15 protein-coding genes and 1 other RNA gene are annotated in these 16,896 nt (G+C 69.5%); 4 read left to right on the top strand and 12 right to left on the bottom strand.

The features are described 5' to 3' along the window. Positions 1-94 precede the first annotated feature (94 nt). The 3 genes from dnaK to hrcA all read right to left on the bottom strand — a co-directional run bounded on the left by dnaK (position 95) and on the right by hrcA (position 3,927). Entirely contained in the window at positions 95-2,026 is a 1,932-nt protein-coding gene (gene dnaK, locus ABD679_RS04730; protein WP_344758816.1) for a molecular chaperone DnaK, read from the bottom strand. Between the two features lie 131 nt (positions 2,027-2,157). Beyond that, a complete protein-coding gene (grpE, locus tag ABD679_RS04725; RefSeq protein ID WP_344758815.1) occupies positions 2,158-2,697 on the bottom strand; it encodes a nucleotide exchange factor GrpE in 540 nt (179 codons plus the stop codon). A gap of 171 nt (positions 2,698-2,868) precedes the next feature. Then, entirely contained in the window at positions 2,869-3,927 is a 1,059-nt protein-coding gene (gene hrcA / locus ABD679_RS04720) for a heat-inducible transcriptional repressor HrcA (RefSeq protein WP_344758814.1), read from the bottom strand. Positions 3,928-4,089: 162 nt separating this feature from the next. Here hrcA and recN point away from each other — a divergent pair, with 162 nt between their 5' ends. Then, entirely contained in the window at positions 4,090-5,781 is a 1,692-nt protein-coding gene (gene recN / locus ABD679_RS04715) for a DNA repair protein RecN (RefSeq protein WP_344758813.1), read from the top strand. 78 nt (positions 5,782-5,859) lie between these two features. Here recN and fur read toward each other — a convergent pair whose 3' ends face one another. Then, positions 5,860-6,267 carry a ferric iron uptake transcriptional regulator gene (gene fur, locus ABD679_RS04710; RefSeq protein ID WP_344758812.1) on the bottom strand — a complete coding sequence of 136 codons (408 nt, stop codon included), beginning with the start codon at positions 6,265-6,267 and terminating at the stop codon, positions 5,860-5,862. A 224-nt stretch (positions 6,268-6,491) separates the two neighbouring features. Here fur and ABD679_RS04705 point away from each other — a divergent pair, with 224 nt between their 5' ends. Continuing rightward, positions 6,492-6,884 carry an outer membrane protein assembly factor BamE gene (locus ABD679_RS04705; protein ID WP_344758811.1) on the top strand — a complete coding sequence of 131 codons (393 nt, stop codon included), beginning with the start codon at positions 6,492-6,494 and terminating at the stop codon, positions 6,882-6,884. A gap of 72 nt (positions 6,885-6,956) precedes the next feature. On the opposite strand, the gene ABD679_RS04700 is transcribed toward ABD679_RS04705, so the two are convergent. Both ABD679_RS04700 and ABD679_RS04695 read right to left on the bottom strand, forming a co-directional pair. Further along, the gene (locus ABD679_RS04700) at positions 6,957-7,226 is read right to left on the bottom strand and encodes an RnfH family protein (protein ID WP_344758810.1); all 270 of its coding nucleotides are present in this window, start codon (positions 7,224-7,226) and stop codon (positions 6,957-6,959) included. Next, positions 7,226-7,657, bottom strand: a complete 432-nt coding sequence (locus tag ABD679_RS04695; RefSeq protein ID WP_344758809.1) for a type II toxin-antitoxin system RatA family toxin — start codon at positions 7,655-7,657, stop codon at positions 7,226-7,228. The genes ABD679_RS04700 and ABD679_RS04695 overlap by 1 nt, the downstream gene beginning before the upstream one ends. Positions 7,658-7,731: 74 nt before the next feature. Here ABD679_RS04695 and smpB point away from each other — a divergent pair, with 74 nt between their 5' ends. Beyond that, positions 7,732-8,229 carry an SsrA-binding protein SmpB gene (smpB, locus tag ABD679_RS04690; RefSeq protein ID WP_344758808.1) on the top strand — a complete coding sequence of 166 codons (498 nt, stop codon included), beginning with the start codon at positions 7,732-7,734 and terminating at the stop codon, positions 8,227-8,229. A 139-nt stretch (positions 8,230-8,368) separates the two neighbouring features. Here smpB and ABD679_RS04685 read toward each other — a convergent pair whose 3' ends face one another. Further along, positions 8,369-10,579, bottom strand: a complete 2,211-nt coding sequence (locus tag ABD679_RS04685) for a CHASE domain-containing protein (protein ID WP_344758807.1) — start codon at positions 10,577-10,579, stop codon at positions 8,369-8,371. A 125-nt stretch (positions 10,580-10,704) separates the two neighbouring features. On the opposite strand from ABD679_RS04685, the gene ssrA reads away from it, so the two are divergent. Next, positions 10,705-11,057, top strand: a transfer-messenger RNA (tmRNA) gene (ssrA, locus tag ABD679_RS04680). Positions 11,058-11,120: 63 nt separating this feature from the next. Here ssrA and ABD679_RS04675 read toward each other — a convergent pair. The 5 genes from ABD679_RS04675 to rplI form a co-directional block, all read right to left on the bottom strand. Next, complete coding sequence (locus ABD679_RS04675) at positions 11,121-11,798, bottom strand: YiaD family glycine zipper/OmpA-like lipoprotein (protein WP_344758806.1); 678 nt, start codon at positions 11,796-11,798, stop codon at positions 11,121-11,123. Between the two features lie 136 nt (positions 11,799-11,934). After that, positions 11,935-13,437 (bottom strand): WS/DGAT/MGAT family O-acyltransferase, encoded by a 1,503-nt coding sequence (locus ABD679_RS04670; protein ID WP_344758805.1) that lies wholly within the window; start codon positions 13,435-13,437, stop codon positions 11,935-11,937. Between the two features lie 85 nt (positions 13,438-13,522). Continuing rightward, a complete protein-coding gene (alr, locus tag ABD679_RS04665) occupies positions 13,523-14,611 on the bottom strand; it encodes an alanine racemase (RefSeq protein ID WP_344758804.1) in 1,089 nt (362 codons plus the stop codon). Between the two features lie 62 nt (positions 14,612-14,673). After that, positions 14,674-16,074: a replicative DNA helicase gene (locus ABD679_RS04660; RefSeq protein ID WP_344758803.1), complete on the bottom strand. Its 1,401-nt coding sequence runs from the start codon at positions 16,072-16,074 to the stop codon at positions 14,674-14,676. Positions 16,075-16,418: 344 nt separating this feature from the next. Next, positions 16,419-16,871 carry a 50S ribosomal protein L9 gene (rplI, locus tag ABD679_RS04655; RefSeq protein WP_344758801.1) on the bottom strand — a complete coding sequence of 151 codons (453 nt, stop codon included), beginning with the start codon at positions 16,869-16,871 and terminating at the stop codon, positions 16,419-16,421. Positions 16,872-16,896 lie beyond the last annotated feature (25 nt).

Genomic DNA, 16,896 nt, shown 5'->3' with positions numbered 1-16,896 from the left:
CACGTTCCCTTCATGAAACCGCCCGCGTCAACCGGGAGTGGCCGGCCAAGCGCGGGCAGCTGCTCCGCCGGCGCAGCACGCCGGCGGATGACGACTACTTCTGCTCGTCGTCCTTGACTTCGGTGAACTCGGCGTCGACCACGTCGTCGCCCTTCGGCGCGTCACCTGCGTTGCCTTCGGGCTGGCTCGCATCGCCCGAAGGCTGCTGGGCGGCGGCCGCCGCGGCGAACAGCGCCTGCGCGGCTTCCTCCAGCGGCTTGGACTTGGCCTCGATCTGGGCCTTGTCGTCGCCCTTCATCGCGGTCTCGAGCTCGGCGATGGCCGATTCGACCTTGCCGATCACGTCACCGGGCACCTTGTCGCCGTTGTCCTTGATCGCGCTGCGGGCGCCGTGGATCAGGGCGTCGGCCTGGTTGCGGGCGGTGACCAGCTCCTGGAACTTCTGGTCTTCCTCGCGATGCGTTTCGGCATCGCTGACCATGCGCTGGATCTCCTCGTCCGACAGCCCCGAGCCGGCCTTGATCTCGACCTTCTGCTCCTTGCCGGTCTTCTTGTCCTTGGCGGTCACGTGGACGATGCCGTTGGCGTCGATGTCGAACGACACCTCCACCTGCGGCATGCCGCGCGGCGCGGCCTCGATGCCGGTGAGGTCGAACTTGGCCAGCGACTTGTTGTAGCGGGCCTGCTCGCGCTCGCCCTGCAGCACGTGCACCGTCACCGCGGACTGGTTGTCCTCGGCGGTACTGAAGGTCTGCGAGGCCTTGGTCGGGATGGTGGTGTTCTTCTCGATGATCTTGGTGAACACGCCGCCCAGGGTCTCGATGCCCAGGCTCAGCGGGGTCACGTCGAGCAGCAGCACGTCCTTGACGTCACCGGCCAGCACGCCGCCCTGCACCGCAGCGCCGATGGCAACGGCTTCGTCGGGGTTGACGTCCTTGCGCGGCTCCTTGCCGAAGAACTCGGCCACCGCCTGCTGCACCTTCGGCATGCGGGTCTGGCCGCCGACCAGGATCACCTCGTTGACGTCGCTGGCGCGCAGGCCGGCGTCGTTGAGCGCGGTGCGGCAGGGCTCGATGGTCTTCTTGACCAGGTCCTCGACCAGCGCCTCGAGCTTGGCCCGGGTCAGCTTGATGTTCAGGTGCTTGGGACCGGAGGCGTCGGCCGTGACGTACGGCAGGTTGACCTCGGTCTGCTGCGCGCTGGACAGCTCGATCTTCGCGCGTTCGGCCGCGTCCTTCAGGCGCTGCAGGGCCAGCGGGTCCTTGCGCAGGTCCAGGCCGGAGTCCTTCTGGAACTCCTCGACCAGGTAGTCGATGACGCGCTTGTCGAAGTCCTCGCCGCCCAGGAAGGTGTCGCCGTTGGTGGCCAGCACCTCGAACTGCTTCTCGCCGTCGACCTCGGCGATCTCGATGATCGACACGTCGAAGGTGCCGCCGCCCAGGTCGTACACGGCGATCTTGCGGTCACCGCCGGCCTTGTCCAGGCCGTAGGCCAGCGCGGCCGCGGTCGGCTCGTTGATGATGCGCTTGACGTCCAGGCCGGCGATCTTGCCGGCGTCCTTGGTCGCCTGGCGCTGGGAGTCGTTGAAGTAGGCCGGGACGGTGATCACCGCTTCGGTGACCTTCTCGCCCAGGTAATCCTCGGCGGTCTTCTTCATCTTCTCCAGAATGCGCGCGGAGACCTCCTGCGCGGAGAGCTTCTTCCCGTCGCTGGTCGCGACCCAGGCGTCGCCGTTGTCGTGCTCGATGATCGAGTACGGCACCAGGTCAAGGTCCTTCTGGACCTCGGCATCGGTGAACTTGCGGCCGATCAGGCGCTTGACCGCGTAGAAGGTGTTCTTGGAATTGGTGACGGCCTGGCGCTTGGCGGACGCGCCGACCAGCACTTCGCCGTCCTTGGTGTAGGCGACGATCGACGGCGTGGTGCGGTCGCCCTCGCTGTTCTCGATGACCTTGGTCTTGCCGCCATCCATGATCGCCACGCACGAGTTGGTCGTGCCCAGGTCGATGCCGATGATCTTTGCCATTGTGTGGTTCCCTCTCGGAATTGCTTGTCTGGATCGTTGTCTGCGTGGTGGCCCGCAGGCCACCGATGAACGCTATCTGGGGACGCGGGGCGGCGGTTCAAGCGCCGGGCCCGGCGTCCACGGGGCGCCGGTCAGTCGTCGCCCTTGGCCACGGCCACCAGCGCCGGGCGCAGCAGGTGCTCGTGGAGCATGAAGCCCTTCTGGAAGACCTGGGCGACCGCGTGCGGGGCGATCCCTTCGGCTTCGATCACGCTCATGGCCTGGTGGTGCTCGGGGTCGAAGGTCTCGCCCGCCGCGGGGGCGATCTCGACCAGACCGTTGTTTTCGGCCACCCGCGACAGTTCGCGCAGGATCAGCACCACGCCGTCGCGCATGGGATCGGCGTCGGGGGCGTTGGCCAGGGCGGCCTCGAGGCTGTCGAACACGGGCAGCAGGTCGCCGAGCAGCTGCTTGTTGGCGAACCGGCAGGCGTTGCGCACATCGCGCTCGAGGCGCTTGCGCTGGTTCTCCAGCTCGGCGCGCTCGATCAGTGACTGGGCACGGAGCTGTTCAAGCTCGCCCCGGAGCTGTTCGACCAGCTGGGCGGATTCGTGGGCGGATTCGAAAGCCGCGTCGCTGCCTTCGGCAATGCCTGCGTCCTGCTGGGGGGCTTCGTCTTGGTCTGGGTGCATGGTCGTCCGGTCGGAATGGATTCTCGGGTCAATGACGCCCGGCGGCCCCTGCGGGTGCCGGCACTGGCGATGATGTAGGGGCCGGGGCGGGAAACCCAACCCCCGGTGACGCGGGTCCATGGCCGGATGTTCGCCGCCGCAGCCAACGCCGACCGGGCATTGGCCGGCTGCTCACCCCACCCTGTCGGCCATCGTCCTCGACAGCGCCTGGGCCGTGGCCTGCACCGTGGTGATGACGCGGTCGTAATCCATGCGGGTCGGCCCGATCACGCCCAGCACGCCCAGCACCCGTCCGCCGCTGGCGTACGGCGCTGCGATCAGGCTGCACTGCTCCATCGAGGTCACCCCCGACTCCTCGCCGATGAACAGGCGCACGCCGTCGGCGCGCAGGCAGCCCTCCAGCACCTGCAGCAGCTCGCTCTTGCGCTGGAAGGCCTCGAACAGTTCGCGCAGGCGTTCGATGTCGGCCAGCCCCTGGGCGCCCCCCATCAGCTTGGTCTGGCCGCTGACCAGCACGTCCTCGCCATCGTCGATCTGCAGCGTGGCCTGCGCCAGCGCCACGGTGGCCGCCATGCGCTTGTCCACCTCGCGGCGCTCATCGTCGAGCTCGGCCACCAGCCGCTCGCGGATCTCCTCCAGGCCGAGGCCGGCGTAGTTCTGGTTGAGGTAGTTGGCAATCCACTCCAGTTCGCTGGCCGACAGCGGCCGCGACACCTCCACCGCGCGGTTCTGGACCTCGCCGTCGGTGAACACCAGGATCGCCAGCACCCGGCGCTCGTCCAGGCGCACGAAGTCGATATGGCGGAAGGCGAAGCGGTCACGCCGCGGCACCGTCACCAGGCCGACGAAATGCGAGATGTCCGACAGCCGCGAGGAGGCCTCGCGCAGGACCTCCTGGGTCGAGGCGTGGGCCGCCAGGCCGTCCTGGATCAGCTGGATCTGGCGCTCGCCGGGCGAGCGCCACTCGATCAGGCTGTCGACGAATACCCGCAGCCCGCGCGCGGTGGGCACGCGCCCGGCCGAGGTGTGCGGCGCGGCCAGCAGGCCGCTTTCCTCGAGGTCGGCGAGGATGTTGCGGATGGTCGCCGAGCTCACGTCCAGCCCGGCGTGGCGCGCCAGGGTCTGCGAACCCACCGGCTGGCCGTCGCGGATGTAGCGCGCGATCAGCGTGCGCAGCAGCTGCCGCGTGCGCGGGTCGAGGGCTTCGTGCTGGTCGATCCTGTTTGCCATGGCCTTGGATATAAGCCCGGCCGAGGGCCGGCGCAAGCCACGCCAATGAACGCCGCCACGCCCGCCGGCGGTCGCATCCGGCGAGACGACGGCGGTTTTCCATGCGCCGGCGGCCGTTTGCCCCTTGGCCATCCACCCCACCCGCCTGCACAATCCGCGCGCATGCTCACCCACCTCGCCATCCGTGATTTCGCCGTCGTCACCGCGGCCGAACTCGAGTTCGACGCCGGCCTGACCGTCATTTCCGGCGAAACCGGTGCCGGCAAGTCGCTGCTGGTCGATGCGCTGGGCTTCCTGTCCGGGCAGCGCGCCGACAGCGGCATGGTCCGCCACGGCGCCGAGCGCGCGGAGCTGCACGCCGAATTCGACCTGGCCGCCTCCGACGCGGCCCGCCAGTGGCTGCTCGAGCAGGAACTCGACGACGGCGACGCCTGCCAGCTGCGCCGCACGCTGCGCGCCGACGGCGGTTCGCGCGCATGGATCAACGGCCGTCCCGCCCCGCTGTCGCAGCTGGCCACGCTGGCCGGGCTGCTGGTGGAAATCCACGGCCAGCACGAACACCAGGCGCTGCTCTCGCGCGCCAGCCAGCTTGCCCTGCTCGACGCCTTCGGCGGCCACGGCGCGCGGCTGGAGGCGGTCGCCGCCGCCGCCGCGCACTGGAACGCCCTGCTGCGCGAGCGCGATGCCCTCGCACGGGCCCGCGAGGGCCGTCCGGGCGACGTGGCCGAGCGCGGCGAATGGCTGGAGCACCAGCTGGCCGAGCTGGACCGCGAACCGATCGACCCGGCCGCGATCGCCGACCTCGACGCCGCCCACCGCCGCCAGGCCCATTCGTCCGCCCTGATCGCCGCCTGCGACGCCGCCCTGGCCCAGCTCGACGGCGATGTCCACGCCGCCGTGCCGCGCCAGCTCCGGCAGTTGCAGGGCACGCTGGCCGGCGTGCAGGAACACGAGCCGCGGCTGGCCGAGGTGGACGCGATGCTCGATGCCGCCGCCATCCAGATCGACGAGGCCGGCGTGCTGCTCGAACGCATCCGCGCCGACCTCGACGTCGACCCGGCGCAGTTCGACGAACTCGAACGCCGCATCGCCCGCCTGCACGAGCTTTCGCGCAAGCACCGCGTCAGCCCGGACGGACTGGCCGCGCAGCGCGACGCACTGGCGGCCGAACTCGACGCGCTACGCAACGCCGCCGTGCGCCTGGAGGCGCTGGACGGCGAAATCACCGCCGCCGCCGCCGCATGGCGCACGGCCGCGGACGCGCTGGGCAAGGCCCGCGCGAAGGCCGGCAAGGCGCTGTCGAAGGCCACCACCGCGCTGATCGCCGAACTGGGCATGGGCGGCGGGCGGTTCGAGGTGGCCATCGAGCCGGTCGAAGGCGACCGCCCCGACCCGCAGGGCGGCGAGCGCGTCGAGTTCCTCGTGTCCGCCAACGCCGGCCAGCCGCCGCGACCGCTGCGCAAGGTGGCCTCGGGCGGCGAGCTGTCGCGCATCTCGTTGGCGATCGAGGTCGCCGCGCTCGGCCACGACGCGGTGCCGACGATGGTGTTCGACGAGGTCGACTCCGGCATCGGCGGCGCCACCGCCGAGATCGTCGGCCAGAAACTGCGCGCGCTGGGCGCCACCCGCCAGGTCCTGTGCGTGACCCACCTGCCGCAGGTCGCGGCGCAGGGCCATCGCCACTACCGGGTCAGCAAGGCGCAGGACGCGGGGGTGACGCGCAGCGCGGTCCAGTTGCTGGATGCCGGCGAGCGCCAGGAGGAACTGGCACGCATGCTCGGCGGCGTGGAAGTCAGCACCGAAGCTCGCGCCGCCGCGAAGCGGCTGCTGGAAGGCGCGGAAGCCGGAAGCTAGGGGCCAGGCATCGGGAATGGCGCCAGCAGGAATGGCGTCAACGCCGCCTGCTCCCGGCCTTTCCCCGGCGCCCCGCGCCTAGCTCCTCTTCTTCCGCACGTACAGCACCAGCGAGTGCTCCTCGAGGTGGTATCCGTGCTGCTCGGCGATCTGCTGCTGCAGCCTTTCGATTTCGGCGCTTTCGAACTCGATGATCCGGCCGGTGTCGACGTCGACCATGTGGTCGTGGTGGCCGCCGCGGTCGATCTCGTACACCGCCGTGCCGCCCTCGAAGTTGTGCTTGAGCACCAGCCCGGCTGCCTCGAACTGGGTCAGCACGCGGTAGACGGTGGCCAGCCCGATCTCGTCGCCGCCCTCGAGCAGCTGGCGGTAGATGTCCTCGGCCGTCATGTGATGCTGCGCGCTCTTCTGCTCCAGCAACTGCAGGATGCGCATCCGCGGATGCGTCACCTTCAGCCCGGCCTTGCGCAAATCCTGCGATTCCATGGCGCCTCCGTTTACTGGCGGTTTATGGCCTGGTCGCCCGCGCCATCGCCCGGATGCCGGTGACGCGGTACGAAGCGGTCGCCCGGCGTGCATCGCCGCGTGCCGGAACGCCCTGGATCCCCGCCGCCGCATTGCCGTGAAGCCACCGCGATACCGGGCCCGCAGGCCACCGCGGCGGGAGTCTGGAGTGTATCATCGGCGCGGTCTCCAACCCGCGGTTCCCCATGCGCAAATTCCTTGTCCTCGCCGTCGTCGCCCTCATGGTTTCCGGTTGCGGCATCATCTATCGGCAGCCGATCTACCAGGGCAACCTGCTCGACAAGTCCGCGGTCGACCAGCTGCAGGCCGGCATGAGCAAGCAGCAGGTCATCGGATTGCTCGGGTCGCCCTCGATCGCCGATCCGTTCCACAACCAGCGCTGGGACTACACCAGCACGCAGCGCACCGGCCGCACCGGCCCGGTCGAGCGCAAGAACCTGGTCCTGCATTTCGAAAACGACAACCTCGTGCGCTGGGATGGCGATTATTTCCCCGAGCAGGACGAGCAGCTGGCCAAGGACCTGCGCAAGTCGTTCGGTCCCAACCTGGCCAAGGACAAGAAGAAGGGCGGCCGCTGAGCCACGTCTCCGGCGCCGGTTGCGGCCAAGGTGTTTCGCGTCGGCGTGTTTCGCGCCGGGCGCGCGTTTTCCTCAGTCCTTTTGTGCAGCGGCCCGCCGTCGCCGCGCATCCTTCGGATCCACCTGCAGCGGCCGCAGCAGTTCGACGCGGTCGCCGTCGCGCAGCGGCGTCGCGGCAATCGCGCGCTCGCCGTGGATCGCGTAGCCGCTGATTCCACCCGTTTCCAGCCCGCTGGCCGCCACGGCATCGCCCAGCGTCGCGCCGGCCGGCAGTTCCAGCACGACCTCCTCGAAGCGCCGCGGCCAGCCCTGCACGACCTGCACGCGCAGCGAGGACGGCATCACTCGCCCCCGCGGTCGGCCACGCGCACGAAGTCGTCGACCATGCGGTCGGCCAGCCCCTGGAAGCCGAGCGTCATGGCCGGCGCCAGCAGCCGGCTCTGCGGCTCGAAATCCAGCGTCAGCGTCACCTTGCAGGCCGACTCGTCCAGCGCGTGGAATTCCCAGCGCCCGTCCAGCCGCTTGAACGGCCCTGCGCGCAGCGCCATCGCGATGTGGTGCGGCGGCGTCAGCGTGTTCTCCGTCGTGAACCAGGTGCGCAGCGCGCCGAAGCCCAGGTCCAGGCGCGCGACCACGCGGCCCTCGTCGGATTCGAGCACCTGTGCCGCCTCGCACCAGTCGAAGCGGCGCGGATAGGCGGCGATGTCGTTGACCAGGGCGAACATCCGCGCGGCGGAATGTTCGACGAGGGCGCTGCGCTGAATGGTCGGCATTCGGGTCCGGTTCGGGCGTTGGTTCGCGGCCTCGGGCAGCGCCACGGCACGCGGCAAACTGCGACAATGCCGCCATGGGCAAGAAGAATGGCGACAAGGATAAGGCAAAGGGCGGCGGCACCGTCGCGCTGAACAAGCGCGCGCGCCATGAATACCACCTGGAAGAGCGCTTCGAGGCCGGCCTGGCCCTCCAGGGCTGGGAGCTGAAGTCGATCCGCGCCGGCCGCGCCAACATCACCGAAAGCTACGCGGTGATCCGCGGCGGCGAACTGTTCCTGTTCGGCGCCCAGATCACGCCCCTGATCTCGGCCTCCACCCATGTCGTCGCCGACGATCGCCGCACCCGCAAGCTGCTGCTGCATCGCCGCGAGATCGACACCCTCGTCGGCCGCGTCGAGCGCGACGGCTACACCCTCATTCCCACCGCGCTGTACTGGAAGGGCAACAAGGTCAAGGCCGAACTGGCGCTGGCCAAGGGCAAGCAGGCGCACGACAAGCGCGCGGCCAGCAAGGATCGCGACTGGGCCCGCGAGAAGCAGCGCGTGATGCGCCAGCACAACAAGGACGCCTGAGGAAGCACCTGGTCCCCACGATGCCGGTAGGAGCGGCTTCAGCCGCGAGCTTTTTGTTTCATGGCCCGCAGATCGAAAGCTCGCGGCTGAAGCCGCTCCTACAGGAATTTCCCACGGGAGCCCCCCGGTTTTCGCGTCCCTACGCCGCCGGCGCCTCGCGCGGCAGCGTGAACCGGAACGTAGCGCCACCGCCCGGCTGGCCCTCGGCGCTGACCGTGCCGCCGTGCCGTTCGACGATGCGCTTGACCGATGCCAGGCCGATGCCGTTGCCTTCGAACTCCTCCGGGTTGTGCAGCCGCTGGAACGGCCGGAACAGCTTGCCGACGTATTCCTGCGAGAAGCCCGCACCGTTGTCGCGGACGAAGAACGCGGCCAGTCCGTCCGCGTCCGCCTCCCTGCCGACGACGATGCGCGCGCCGTCGGTGTCGGCGGTGAACTTCCATGCGTTGCCTATCAGGTTCTGCAGCAGGTTGCGCACCAGCGCCGCGTCGCCGACCGCGTGCAGGCCCGGTTCGATGTCGACCTCCACCGTGCGCTCCGGCTGGCCGGCGCGCAGCTCGGCCACCACGTCGCGGGCGATCGGCACCAGGTCCAGCGGCTCCAGCTTCAGCGGGCCCCGGCTGACACGCGACATCTTCAGCAGCGCGTCGATCAGGTCGTCCATGCGGCCCGCCGCGGCGCGCACGCGCGCCAGGTAGTCGCGCCCGGTCTCGTCCACCCGGTCCGCGTAGCGTTCGCCCAGCAGCCGGCTGAAGCCCTCGATCGTGCGCAGCGGCGCCCGCAGGTCGTGCGAGACGCTGTACGCGAACGACTCCAGCTCCTGGTTGGCGTGGGTGAGCTCGCGCGTGCGCAGGGCGACGCGGGCTTCGAGCGTGCGGTTCAGCGCCTGCTCCCTGGCGTGCGCGAGCACGCGCTCGGTGATGTCCTCGACCTGCACCAGGCTCGCCACGTCCTGGCCGATCTCGCCGGGCACCGGCGCATAGGTGAGCTGGGCATGGCGCAGCTCGCCGGCGGCCGAGCGCCACTGCCGCGTGGTGCGGAACACGCCCTCGGCCACCGCCGCGAACTCGCGGGTATTCCGGGCCTGGTCGTGCGCATCGATGAAGTGGGAACCGAACCTCGAACCGGCCAGCTCGTCGGTCGTTGTATCGAAGATCGCCGCCAGCGCCGGGTTGGCGTCGACGATCACGCCGCTGCGGTCGAGCAGCGCCTGGCCGATGGCCGAGAACCGCATCGCGTTGCGGAAGCGCAGCTCGCTGCGCTGGTAGGAATCGGCGAGCAGCTCGGCCTTGCGCTCGGTCAGCGCCTCGGTCCGCGCCAGCACCAGCGCGATGCCGAACAGCAGCAGCGATGCCAGCACGCCGGTGCCGAGCGTGGTGCGCAGCTCCGGCGCGCGAGCCGCCAGCGATGCACGCGCATCCGAGCGGAACTCCAGCTCCCAGGTGCGCCCGTACAGATCCAGCGCCATGGTCCGGTCCAGGCGGCTGTCGCCATCGGCGCCGGCGAGCTCCTCGTGGTCGGCGTACAGCGGCGCCGCATTGCCGTCGGCGCCGCGGTCGCGGATGGTCAGCGCCGTGTGCCGCTGGGTGGTACGCAGCGCGATGTCGACGAACTTGTGCACGTCCAGCGGTGCATGGATCCAGCCCTGCAGCGCCGCGCGCCGCGCCTGCATCGTGCCCGGCGTGCCGAAGCGGTAGATCGGTGCATACAGGACCACGCCCGTGCCCTGCCCGCTCCCGTCCTGCAGCAGCCGGACGGGGCCGCTGATGCGCATGGTGCCGGTATCGCGCGCGGCGATCATCGCGGCCTGCCGCGCCGGATCGGTGAGCATGTCGTAGCCGATCGCTTCGCGGTTCGCCGCGGTGCGCGGCTCCAGGTAGAGGATCGGGCCGTAGCGGCCGCGCACGCCCCCGGGCCGCACGACGTAGAAGCCCTGGCCGGCGTCGCGCATGTCCAGCTGCAGGTCCTGCAGCTCGGTCCGGTCCATGTACGGCGCGAACCCGAGTCCAAGCATGTCCGGGTAGCGCGCGGCGATGTTGAGCCCGTCCACGTAGCCCTGCCACTGCCCGGCACTGGGCCGGTCGACCGTGGCGAACAGCGACACGCCGCCCCGCGCCACCAGTTCGAAGTACGCCAGGCGCTGCCGCAGCAGCTCGGCGATGGCGTCGGTTTCGGCCGTGAACTCGGCCTGGACCGTCTTCATCTCGCGCTGCTCGGCGTTGTGCCAGTACGCCAGCACCAGCAGCAGCGAGGCCACCAGCGCCAGCAGCGCGAGCACGTAGCCGCGCAGCGGCACCCGAGGCGGCGCGCCCGGCAGATCCAGCTTCTTCGCCCCGTACAGGAATCCCATCGCCCCGAGCATAGCCCGGACACGCGCCACAGCGGGCGTGAACGCCTGCCGTCCATCCCGCGACCCGGCGCTTGCATGGGGTATGGCCGCCCCTATACTGCGGTGGTCAGCGTGAACGACATCCCGGGGGTGCACTGGCTTCGACGGGGGTCGCGAAATCGCCTGGCGCATGCCGAGGGGGCAGCTTTCCTCGTAAATCCAGCGGCAAACTCATAGTTGCCAACGACGACAACTACGCTCTCGCCGCTTAAGGCGTAAGCCCTGAACCCACTTGTGCCCGTGCTCGTGGATGTAGGGTCATCATCACGGGAACCAGCCGCGGCGGCCGCCTGTCTGCCGTGGTTGAACTCACAGGCTGGTTCCCCGGTGCGCTTTGCACGCCGTGCTGCCGGGGAACGAGATCCAACGGCGGGCTAAGCATGTAGTGCCGGGGATGGAGTGCCTTCGGACGCGGGTTCGATTCCCGCCACCTCCACCAATGCAAAGGGCCACCCTCCCGGGTGGCCCTTTTTTTGCCTGCAATGTGCAACAGGCGGTCCGCTTACGAACGCACCGGCACCAGGGTGATCTCGACGCGGCGGTTGGCGGCGCGGCCTTCCTCGGTGTCGTTGCTGGCGACCGGATGGGTCTCGCCGGCGCCGACGGTGATCATGCGGTCACGCACGACCCCGCGCGAACCCAGGTAGTTGGCGACCGCTTCGGCGCGCTGCTGCGACAGCTGCTGGTTGTAGGCATCCGTGCCGACGCTGTCGGTGTGGCCGGCGACCTCGATGATGGTCTGGTTGTACTGCTGCAGCGTGTTGGCGACGTTGTCGAGCACCGGGTAGAACTGCGGCTGCACCTCGGCCTTGTCGAAGGCGAAAGTCACGTTGCCCGGCATGTTGAGGGTGATGTTGTCGCCTTCGCGGACGACGTCGACGCCGGTGCCTTCCATCTGCTGGCGCAGCTGGGCTTCCTGGCGGTCCTGGTAGGCGCCCACGGCGCCACCGGCCAGGCCACCGACGCCCGCACCCACCAGCGCGCGCTGGCGGCGCTCGACCGCGCTGTCGCCGCTGAGCAGGCCTGCGGCCGCGCCGATGGCAGCGCCGATCAGGGCGCCGCGGCCGGTGCGGTTGGGATCGTCCGGGGCATTGGTCTGGCCGGTGTACGTGGCGCAGCTTGCCAGCAGCAGGCTGCCGGCAAGCGCGGCGGCGATGGTGGCGTTGGTGGCGGTTCGCATGGGACGTCTCCTCAGACTTTCTTTCGGGATTCTGGCGTGGGGGCGGGCACGGCGGTTCGCGTCGTTCCCGGGACGCAAACGCTAAACAGGCGGCCGTGGCCGGGGGGTGATGAATGGGGCTTTCGGGTTCAGGCGATCAGGCGCCGTTAACGCTGCCGGCCCCACCGGACAGGAGTTCGGCCGATGCCGGATCCAGCGCGTGGTCCCAGTTGCCCATCAGTGCGAGGTACAGGAGCTTTTCGAACTCGGTGCCGAAGCGGCGGATCACCGCGTCGGGATCGGGCACCAGCCTCGCATCGGCGATCAGGCCGAAGTGGACGCGCCCGTTGTAGCTCATGATCGAGATGCCGACGCCGATCGAGCCGGTCTGCGGCACCCAGAACATCATCTCGCGCAGCCGGCAGCCGGCCAGGTACAGCGGCTGCTGCGGCCCCGGCACGTTGGTCGCCACCGCGCTCGCCTTGCGGCTGAACAGCTCCAGGGCCAGCTCCTGCAGCGGCTGCGGCGCTATTCCGAGCGCGGCAAGAAGTCCATATGCAACAATGGCTTGCCGAGAACTCTTCAAGTTATTCATGCACTCGGCGACGCGCTCCAGCCGGCGTACCGGGTTGCCCTCGCCCACCGGCAGGTCAAGGAACACCAGCCCGAAGTGGTTGCCGAGCTTGCGCGCGTGCTCCAGTGGCCGCAGGTTCACCGGCACGGTCGCGCGCAGGGTCATGCCGTCGACGTCGTCGCCGCGCTCGATCATGTAGCTGCGCAGCGCACCGGCGGCGGCCGCCATCAGCACGTCGTTGACGGTGCAGTCGCAGGCACGGCCGACAGCCTTCACTTCCTCCAGGTCGATCGGGTCGGCCCAGGCCACGCGCTTGCTCACGCCGAGGCGCCCGCGCAGCATCGACGGCGGATCGTCCGGCAGCGCGAGCGCATGCACCAGTTCGCGCGCGATTTCCCCGCCCTCCTTCGCCAGCACGCCGGCCAGGGTCGGGTCCTGCATCATCTCCATGCCCTTGCCGAAGACCCTGCCGCCCAGCCGCGCGTAGCGCTCGACCGCGCCGACGCGGCGTGCCACGTCCGCTCCGTCCTGCTTGAGCCAGGCCTTGGCGAGATCCTTGCCCCTGCCGGCGTTGCGCTCGGTATCGGTGAGTGACAGCAGCACCTGCACCAGCGCGATGCCATCGGCATAGCTGTGATGCAGGCGCGCGACCAGCGCCGAGCCGCCCTGGTAACGCTCGACAAGGTGGAACTGCCAGAGCGGGCGGTGCTTGTCGAGCGGGCTGGACGAGAGCTGGCTGACGAATCGCTCGAGCGCGCGCTTCTCCGCGCCCTCCCGCGCCGGGCGGCGCCCGTCGCCGCGGCCCGGCAGCGCGGCGAGCTGCACGTGCCAGTCGATGTCGAAGTGGGCGTCGTCCTGCCAGACCGCGCCGGTGGGACTATCGACGGCCTTCTGCCGGAAGCGCGAATAGGCCAGGAAGCGTTTCGCGACCACGCGCTTGAGCCGGTCGAGCGACATCGGTTCGGCGAACATCAGCACGCCGGTGATCATCATCGGGTTGGTCGGCCGCTCCATGCGCAACCACGCGGTATCCACGCGCGACATCGGTTCGCGGCGCAAGCGTGCGCGCGGCTTGCTGTTGGCCATCCGGACCTCCCGAAGAATCGGTCGAGTGAATCACGCGGCCATCGGCAGCGTCAATTTGCGCTGCGCGCCGCTTCGGCCGCGCGGCTCAGCCCTGGAGGAAATCCACGCGCCGGGTGATCGAACAGGTCAGGTCGTAGCCGATGGTGCCGGCGGCGGCGGCCACCCGTTCGACCGGCAGTCCTTCGCCCCACAGCAGCACCGGATCGCCCGCACGCGCATCGGGGTGGCCGCGCAGGTCGATGGTCACAAGGTCCATCGATACGCGCCCGACCACCTGCGCCGGCGCGCCGTTCACCAGCACCGGCGTGCCTGCCGGCGCCAGGCGCGGATAGCCGTCGCCGTAGCCGACCGCGGCGACGCCGATGGCCATGTCCTCCGGCGTTTCCCAGGTCGCCGAATAGCCGACGCGCTCGCCGCGGCGGATGCGATTGACCGCGAGCAGTCGGGTGGCGAAGGTCATCGCCGGCCGCAGGCCGAAGTCGGCGCCGGTTTTCCCGGCCACGACCGACATGCCGTACAGCGCCCCGCCCGGCCGGACCCAGTCCCCATGCGAACCGGGCCAGCCCAGCACCGCGGCCGAATTGGCCAGCGACCGCGGCCCCGGCAGGCCGGCGGTGGCTTCGGCGAACACCTGCAGCTGGTCGCGCGTCTGCCGGCTGTTGGCCGACGCGCCCTCGAACTCGTCGGAACTCGCGAAGTGGCTCATCAGCACGATGTCGCCGGCCGCGCCGCGCGCCGCCGACAGCCGCGCATGCGCCTGGCGCACCTGCGCGGGCGCGAATCCGAGGCGATGCATGCCGGTATCGACCTTCAGCCAGCAGCCGATCGGCTCGCCGTCCGCCTGCTCCAGCATGTCCAGCTGCGCCGGGTGATGGACGATGCTGTCCGCGCGCAGCGCGCGCAGCTGTTCGAGGTCTTCGGGCGAATCGAAACCCGACAAGACCAGAACCGGCTGTTCCAGTCCGATCGCGCGGATACGCCGCACGTCCGCGATCGCGGCCACGCCGAATGCGTCGGCCGTGCGCAGGGCGGACGCCACGGTTTCCAGCCCGTGGCCGTAGCCGTCGGCCTTGACCATCGCCATGACCCGGCTCGACGGCGCGTGCGTGCGCACCGATGCCAGGTTGTGTCGCAGGGCATCGGCGTGAATGGTGGCGGTGACGGGACGGGACATGGCCGGATCAGGTTCCAGGGATCAGGCGCCGGGAACGGTCGCACTGGCGCCTCGCGCCTGCCTCATTCAAAACTCCCCACCGAATCGTGCGAGAGGTTGTCGAAGCGCGTGTACTCGCCGAAGAACTTGAGCTTGATCGAACCGGTCGGGCCGTTTCGCTGCTTGCCGATGATGATCTCGGCCAGTCCCTTGTCCGGCGAACTTTCCTTGTTGTAGTACTCGTCGCGGTAAATGAAGATGATCACGTCCGCATCCTGCTCGATGGCGCCGGACTCGCGCAGGTCGGCCATCACCGGGCGCTTGTCGGTACGCGTTTCCAGCGAGCGGTTGAGCTGCGACAGCGCGATCACCGGCACGTTGAGTTCCTTGGCCAGCGCCTTGAGCGAACGCGAGATCTCCGAGATTTCCGTGGCGCGGTTCTCGCTGTTGCCCGGCACGGCCATCAGCTGCAGGTAGTCGATGACGATCAGGCCCAGGTCGTGTTCGCGCTTGAGGCGCCGCGCCTTGGCGCGCAGCACTTCCGGCGACAGCGCGGGGGTGTCGTCGATGAAGATCTTCGATTCCTTCAGCATCCGGATCGCGCTGCTCACCCGGCTCCAGTCCTCGTCCTCGAGCTGGCCGGTGCGCAGGCGGGTGGCGTTGACGCGGCCGTTGGACGAGATCAGGCGCAGCGCAAGCTGGCTGGCCGACATTTCCATCGAGAACACCGCCACTGCCTTCTTTGTCTTGATCGCGGCGTACTCGGCGATGTTGAGCGCGAAGGTGGTCTTGCCCATCGCCGGGCGCGCGGCGAGGATCAGCAGGTCGGTGGGCTGCAGGCCCGCGGTCATCTCGTCGAACTCGGTGTAGCCGGTCGGCATGCCGGTGATGCCGCCGCCGTTGGCATAGCGGGTCTGGAGGACGTCGAAGGCCTCGCCCATTGCCTTGTTGATCGCCACGAAGTCGCTGCGCCCGCGTGCGCCGGCCTCGGCGATCGCGAACACCTGCTGCTCGGCGCTGGCGAGGATCTCGCTGCTCTCGCGGCCGTCGGGCTGGAAGCCGTCGTTGACGATGCCGGTGCCGACCTCGATCAGCTGCCGCAGCACCGCCTTGTCGCGCACGATCTCGGCGTAGGCGGCGATGTTGGCCGCCGACGGCGTGGTGCTGGCCAGCTCAACCAGGTAGGCGCCGCCGGCAACCTGTTCGGCCAGGCCCTGCGACTCGAACCATTCGCCCAGCGTCACCGCGTCGTAGGGCCGGTTCTTCTCCGCCAGTTCGCGGATCGCGCGGTAGATCAGCTGGTGGTCGCGGCGGTAGAAGTCGGCGTCGACCAGGTGGTCGGCGATGCGGTCGTAGGCATCCGGCGCCAGCATCAGGCCGCCGAGCACGGCCTGTTCGGCTTCCACCGACTGCGGCGGCACGCGCAGTTGTTCGATCCGGCTGTCGCTGCGGGACTCGTTGCCAAACCGGGGGCGTGCGGACATCGTGTGGTCGTGCTCCTGCGCAACGAAAGCGGTGAGTGGCATCAATCTGCGGGACTGATCGGGCATCGTAGGCCCCCGGCTTGTGGGTTCGCGACGGAACAACCTGTGGATAAGACAGGTTTCTTGGCAGATCGTGGTCTCACCCGGTGCGATGGTGCCCTTAGTGCCTCGTGGGAGCGGCTACAGCCGCGAGCTTCTGGCCTGTTGCCACAAGGACGAAAAGCTCGCGGCTGTAGCCGCTCCCACAGGGTTGCCGCGATCGCAGGGATCACTGGGGTCACCGGGATCGCCACAACGAAAAAGGGCGCCTCGCGGCGCCCTTCTCCTCGAACCGCGTGCGGCGATCAGGCCGCTTCGGGCTCGACGATCACCTTGACCGGGGTCTCGACGTCGGCATGCAGGTGCACGATGACCTCGAACTCGCCGGTGGTGCGGAACGCACCCTCGCCCATCACCACTTCCGACTTCTCGACCGGGGTACCGGCCTTGGTCAGCGCCTCGGCGATGTCGCGCGGGCCGACCGAGCCGTACAGCTTGCCCTCGGTGGAAGCGTTGGCGTAGATGGTGACGCTGGCGCCTTCGAGCTTGGCCAGGCGGCCGGTGGCGTCGTCGTGCACGGCCTTGGCCTTGGCCTCGTACTCGGCGCGCTTGGCCTCGAACTCGGCCACGTTCGCCTCGGTCGCCGGCACGGCCTTGCCCTGCGGGACCAGGTAGTTGCGGCCGTAGCCCGGCTTGACGTCGACCTTGTCGCCGAGGTTGCCGAGGTTGGTGACTTTCTGCAGCAGGATCAGTTGCATGGTGTTGCTCCGTATTCGTTAGCAG

Source organism: Luteimonas lutimaris (assembly GCF_039537065.1).
Classification (GTDB): domain Bacteria; phylum Pseudomonadota; class Gammaproteobacteria; order Xanthomonadales; family Xanthomonadaceae; genus Luteimonas; species Luteimonas lutimaris.
Note: the sequence above shows the minus strand (reverse complement) of the source record. Positions and strands in the feature narration are given on the sequence as shown.

Coding starts and splice junctions, on each gene's coding strand:
- ABD679_RS04700 (WP_344758810.1), bottom strand. CDS start 7,226: ATGCCGTCCTCGCTGCGCGTGCAGGTCGTGCAGGGCTGGCCGCGGCGC.
- ABD679_RS04685 (WP_344758807.1), bottom strand. CDS start 10,579: ATGGGATTCCTGTACGGGGCGAAGAAGCTGGATCTGCCGGGCGCGCCG.
- ABD679_RS04670 (WP_344758805.1), bottom strand. CDS start 13,437: ATGGCCAACAGCAAGCCGCGCGCACGCTTGCGCCGCGAACCGATGTCG.
- ABD679_RS04660 (WP_344758803.1), bottom strand. CDS start 16,074: ATGTCCGCACGCCCCCGGTTTGGCAACGAGTCCCGCAGCGACAGCCGG.
- hrcA (WP_344758814.1), bottom strand. CDS start 3,927: ATGGCAAACAGGATCGACCAGCACGAAGCCCTCGACCCGCGCACGCGG.
- alr (WP_344758804.1), bottom strand. CDS start 14,611: ATGTCCCGTCCCGTCACCGCCACCATTCACGCCGATGCCCTGCGACAC.
- ABD679_RS04675 (WP_344758806.1), bottom strand. CDS start 11,798: ATGCGAACCGCCACCAACGCCACCATCGCCGCCGCGCTTGCCGGCAGC.
- ABD679_RS04705 (WP_344758811.1), top strand. CDS start 6,492: ATGCGCAAATTCCTTGTCCTCGCCGTCGTCGCCCTCATGGTTTCCGGT.
- fur (WP_344758812.1), bottom strand. CDS start 6,267: ATGGAATCGCAGGATTTGCGCAAGGCCGGGCTGAAGGTGACGCATCCG.
- ABD679_RS04695 (WP_344758809.1), bottom strand. CDS start 7,657: ATGCCGACCATTCAGCGCAGCGCCCTCGTCGAACATTCCGCCGCGCGG.
- recN (WP_344758813.1), top strand. CDS start 4,090: ATGCTCACCCACCTCGCCATCCGTGATTTCGCCGTCGTCACCGCGGCC.
- smpB (WP_344758808.1), top strand. CDS start 7,732: ATGGGCAAGAAGAATGGCGACAAGGATAAGGCAAAGGGCGGCGGCACC.
- grpE (WP_344758815.1), bottom strand. CDS start 2,697: ATGCACCCAGACCAAGACGAAGCCCCCCAGCAGGACGCAGGCATTGCC.
- rplI (WP_344758801.1), bottom strand. CDS start 16,871: ATGCAACTGATCCTGCTGCAGAAAGTCACCAACCTCGGCAACCTCGGC.
- dnaK (WP_344758816.1), bottom strand. CDS start 2,026: ATGGCAAAGATCATCGGCATCGACCTGGGCACGACCAACTCGTGCGTG.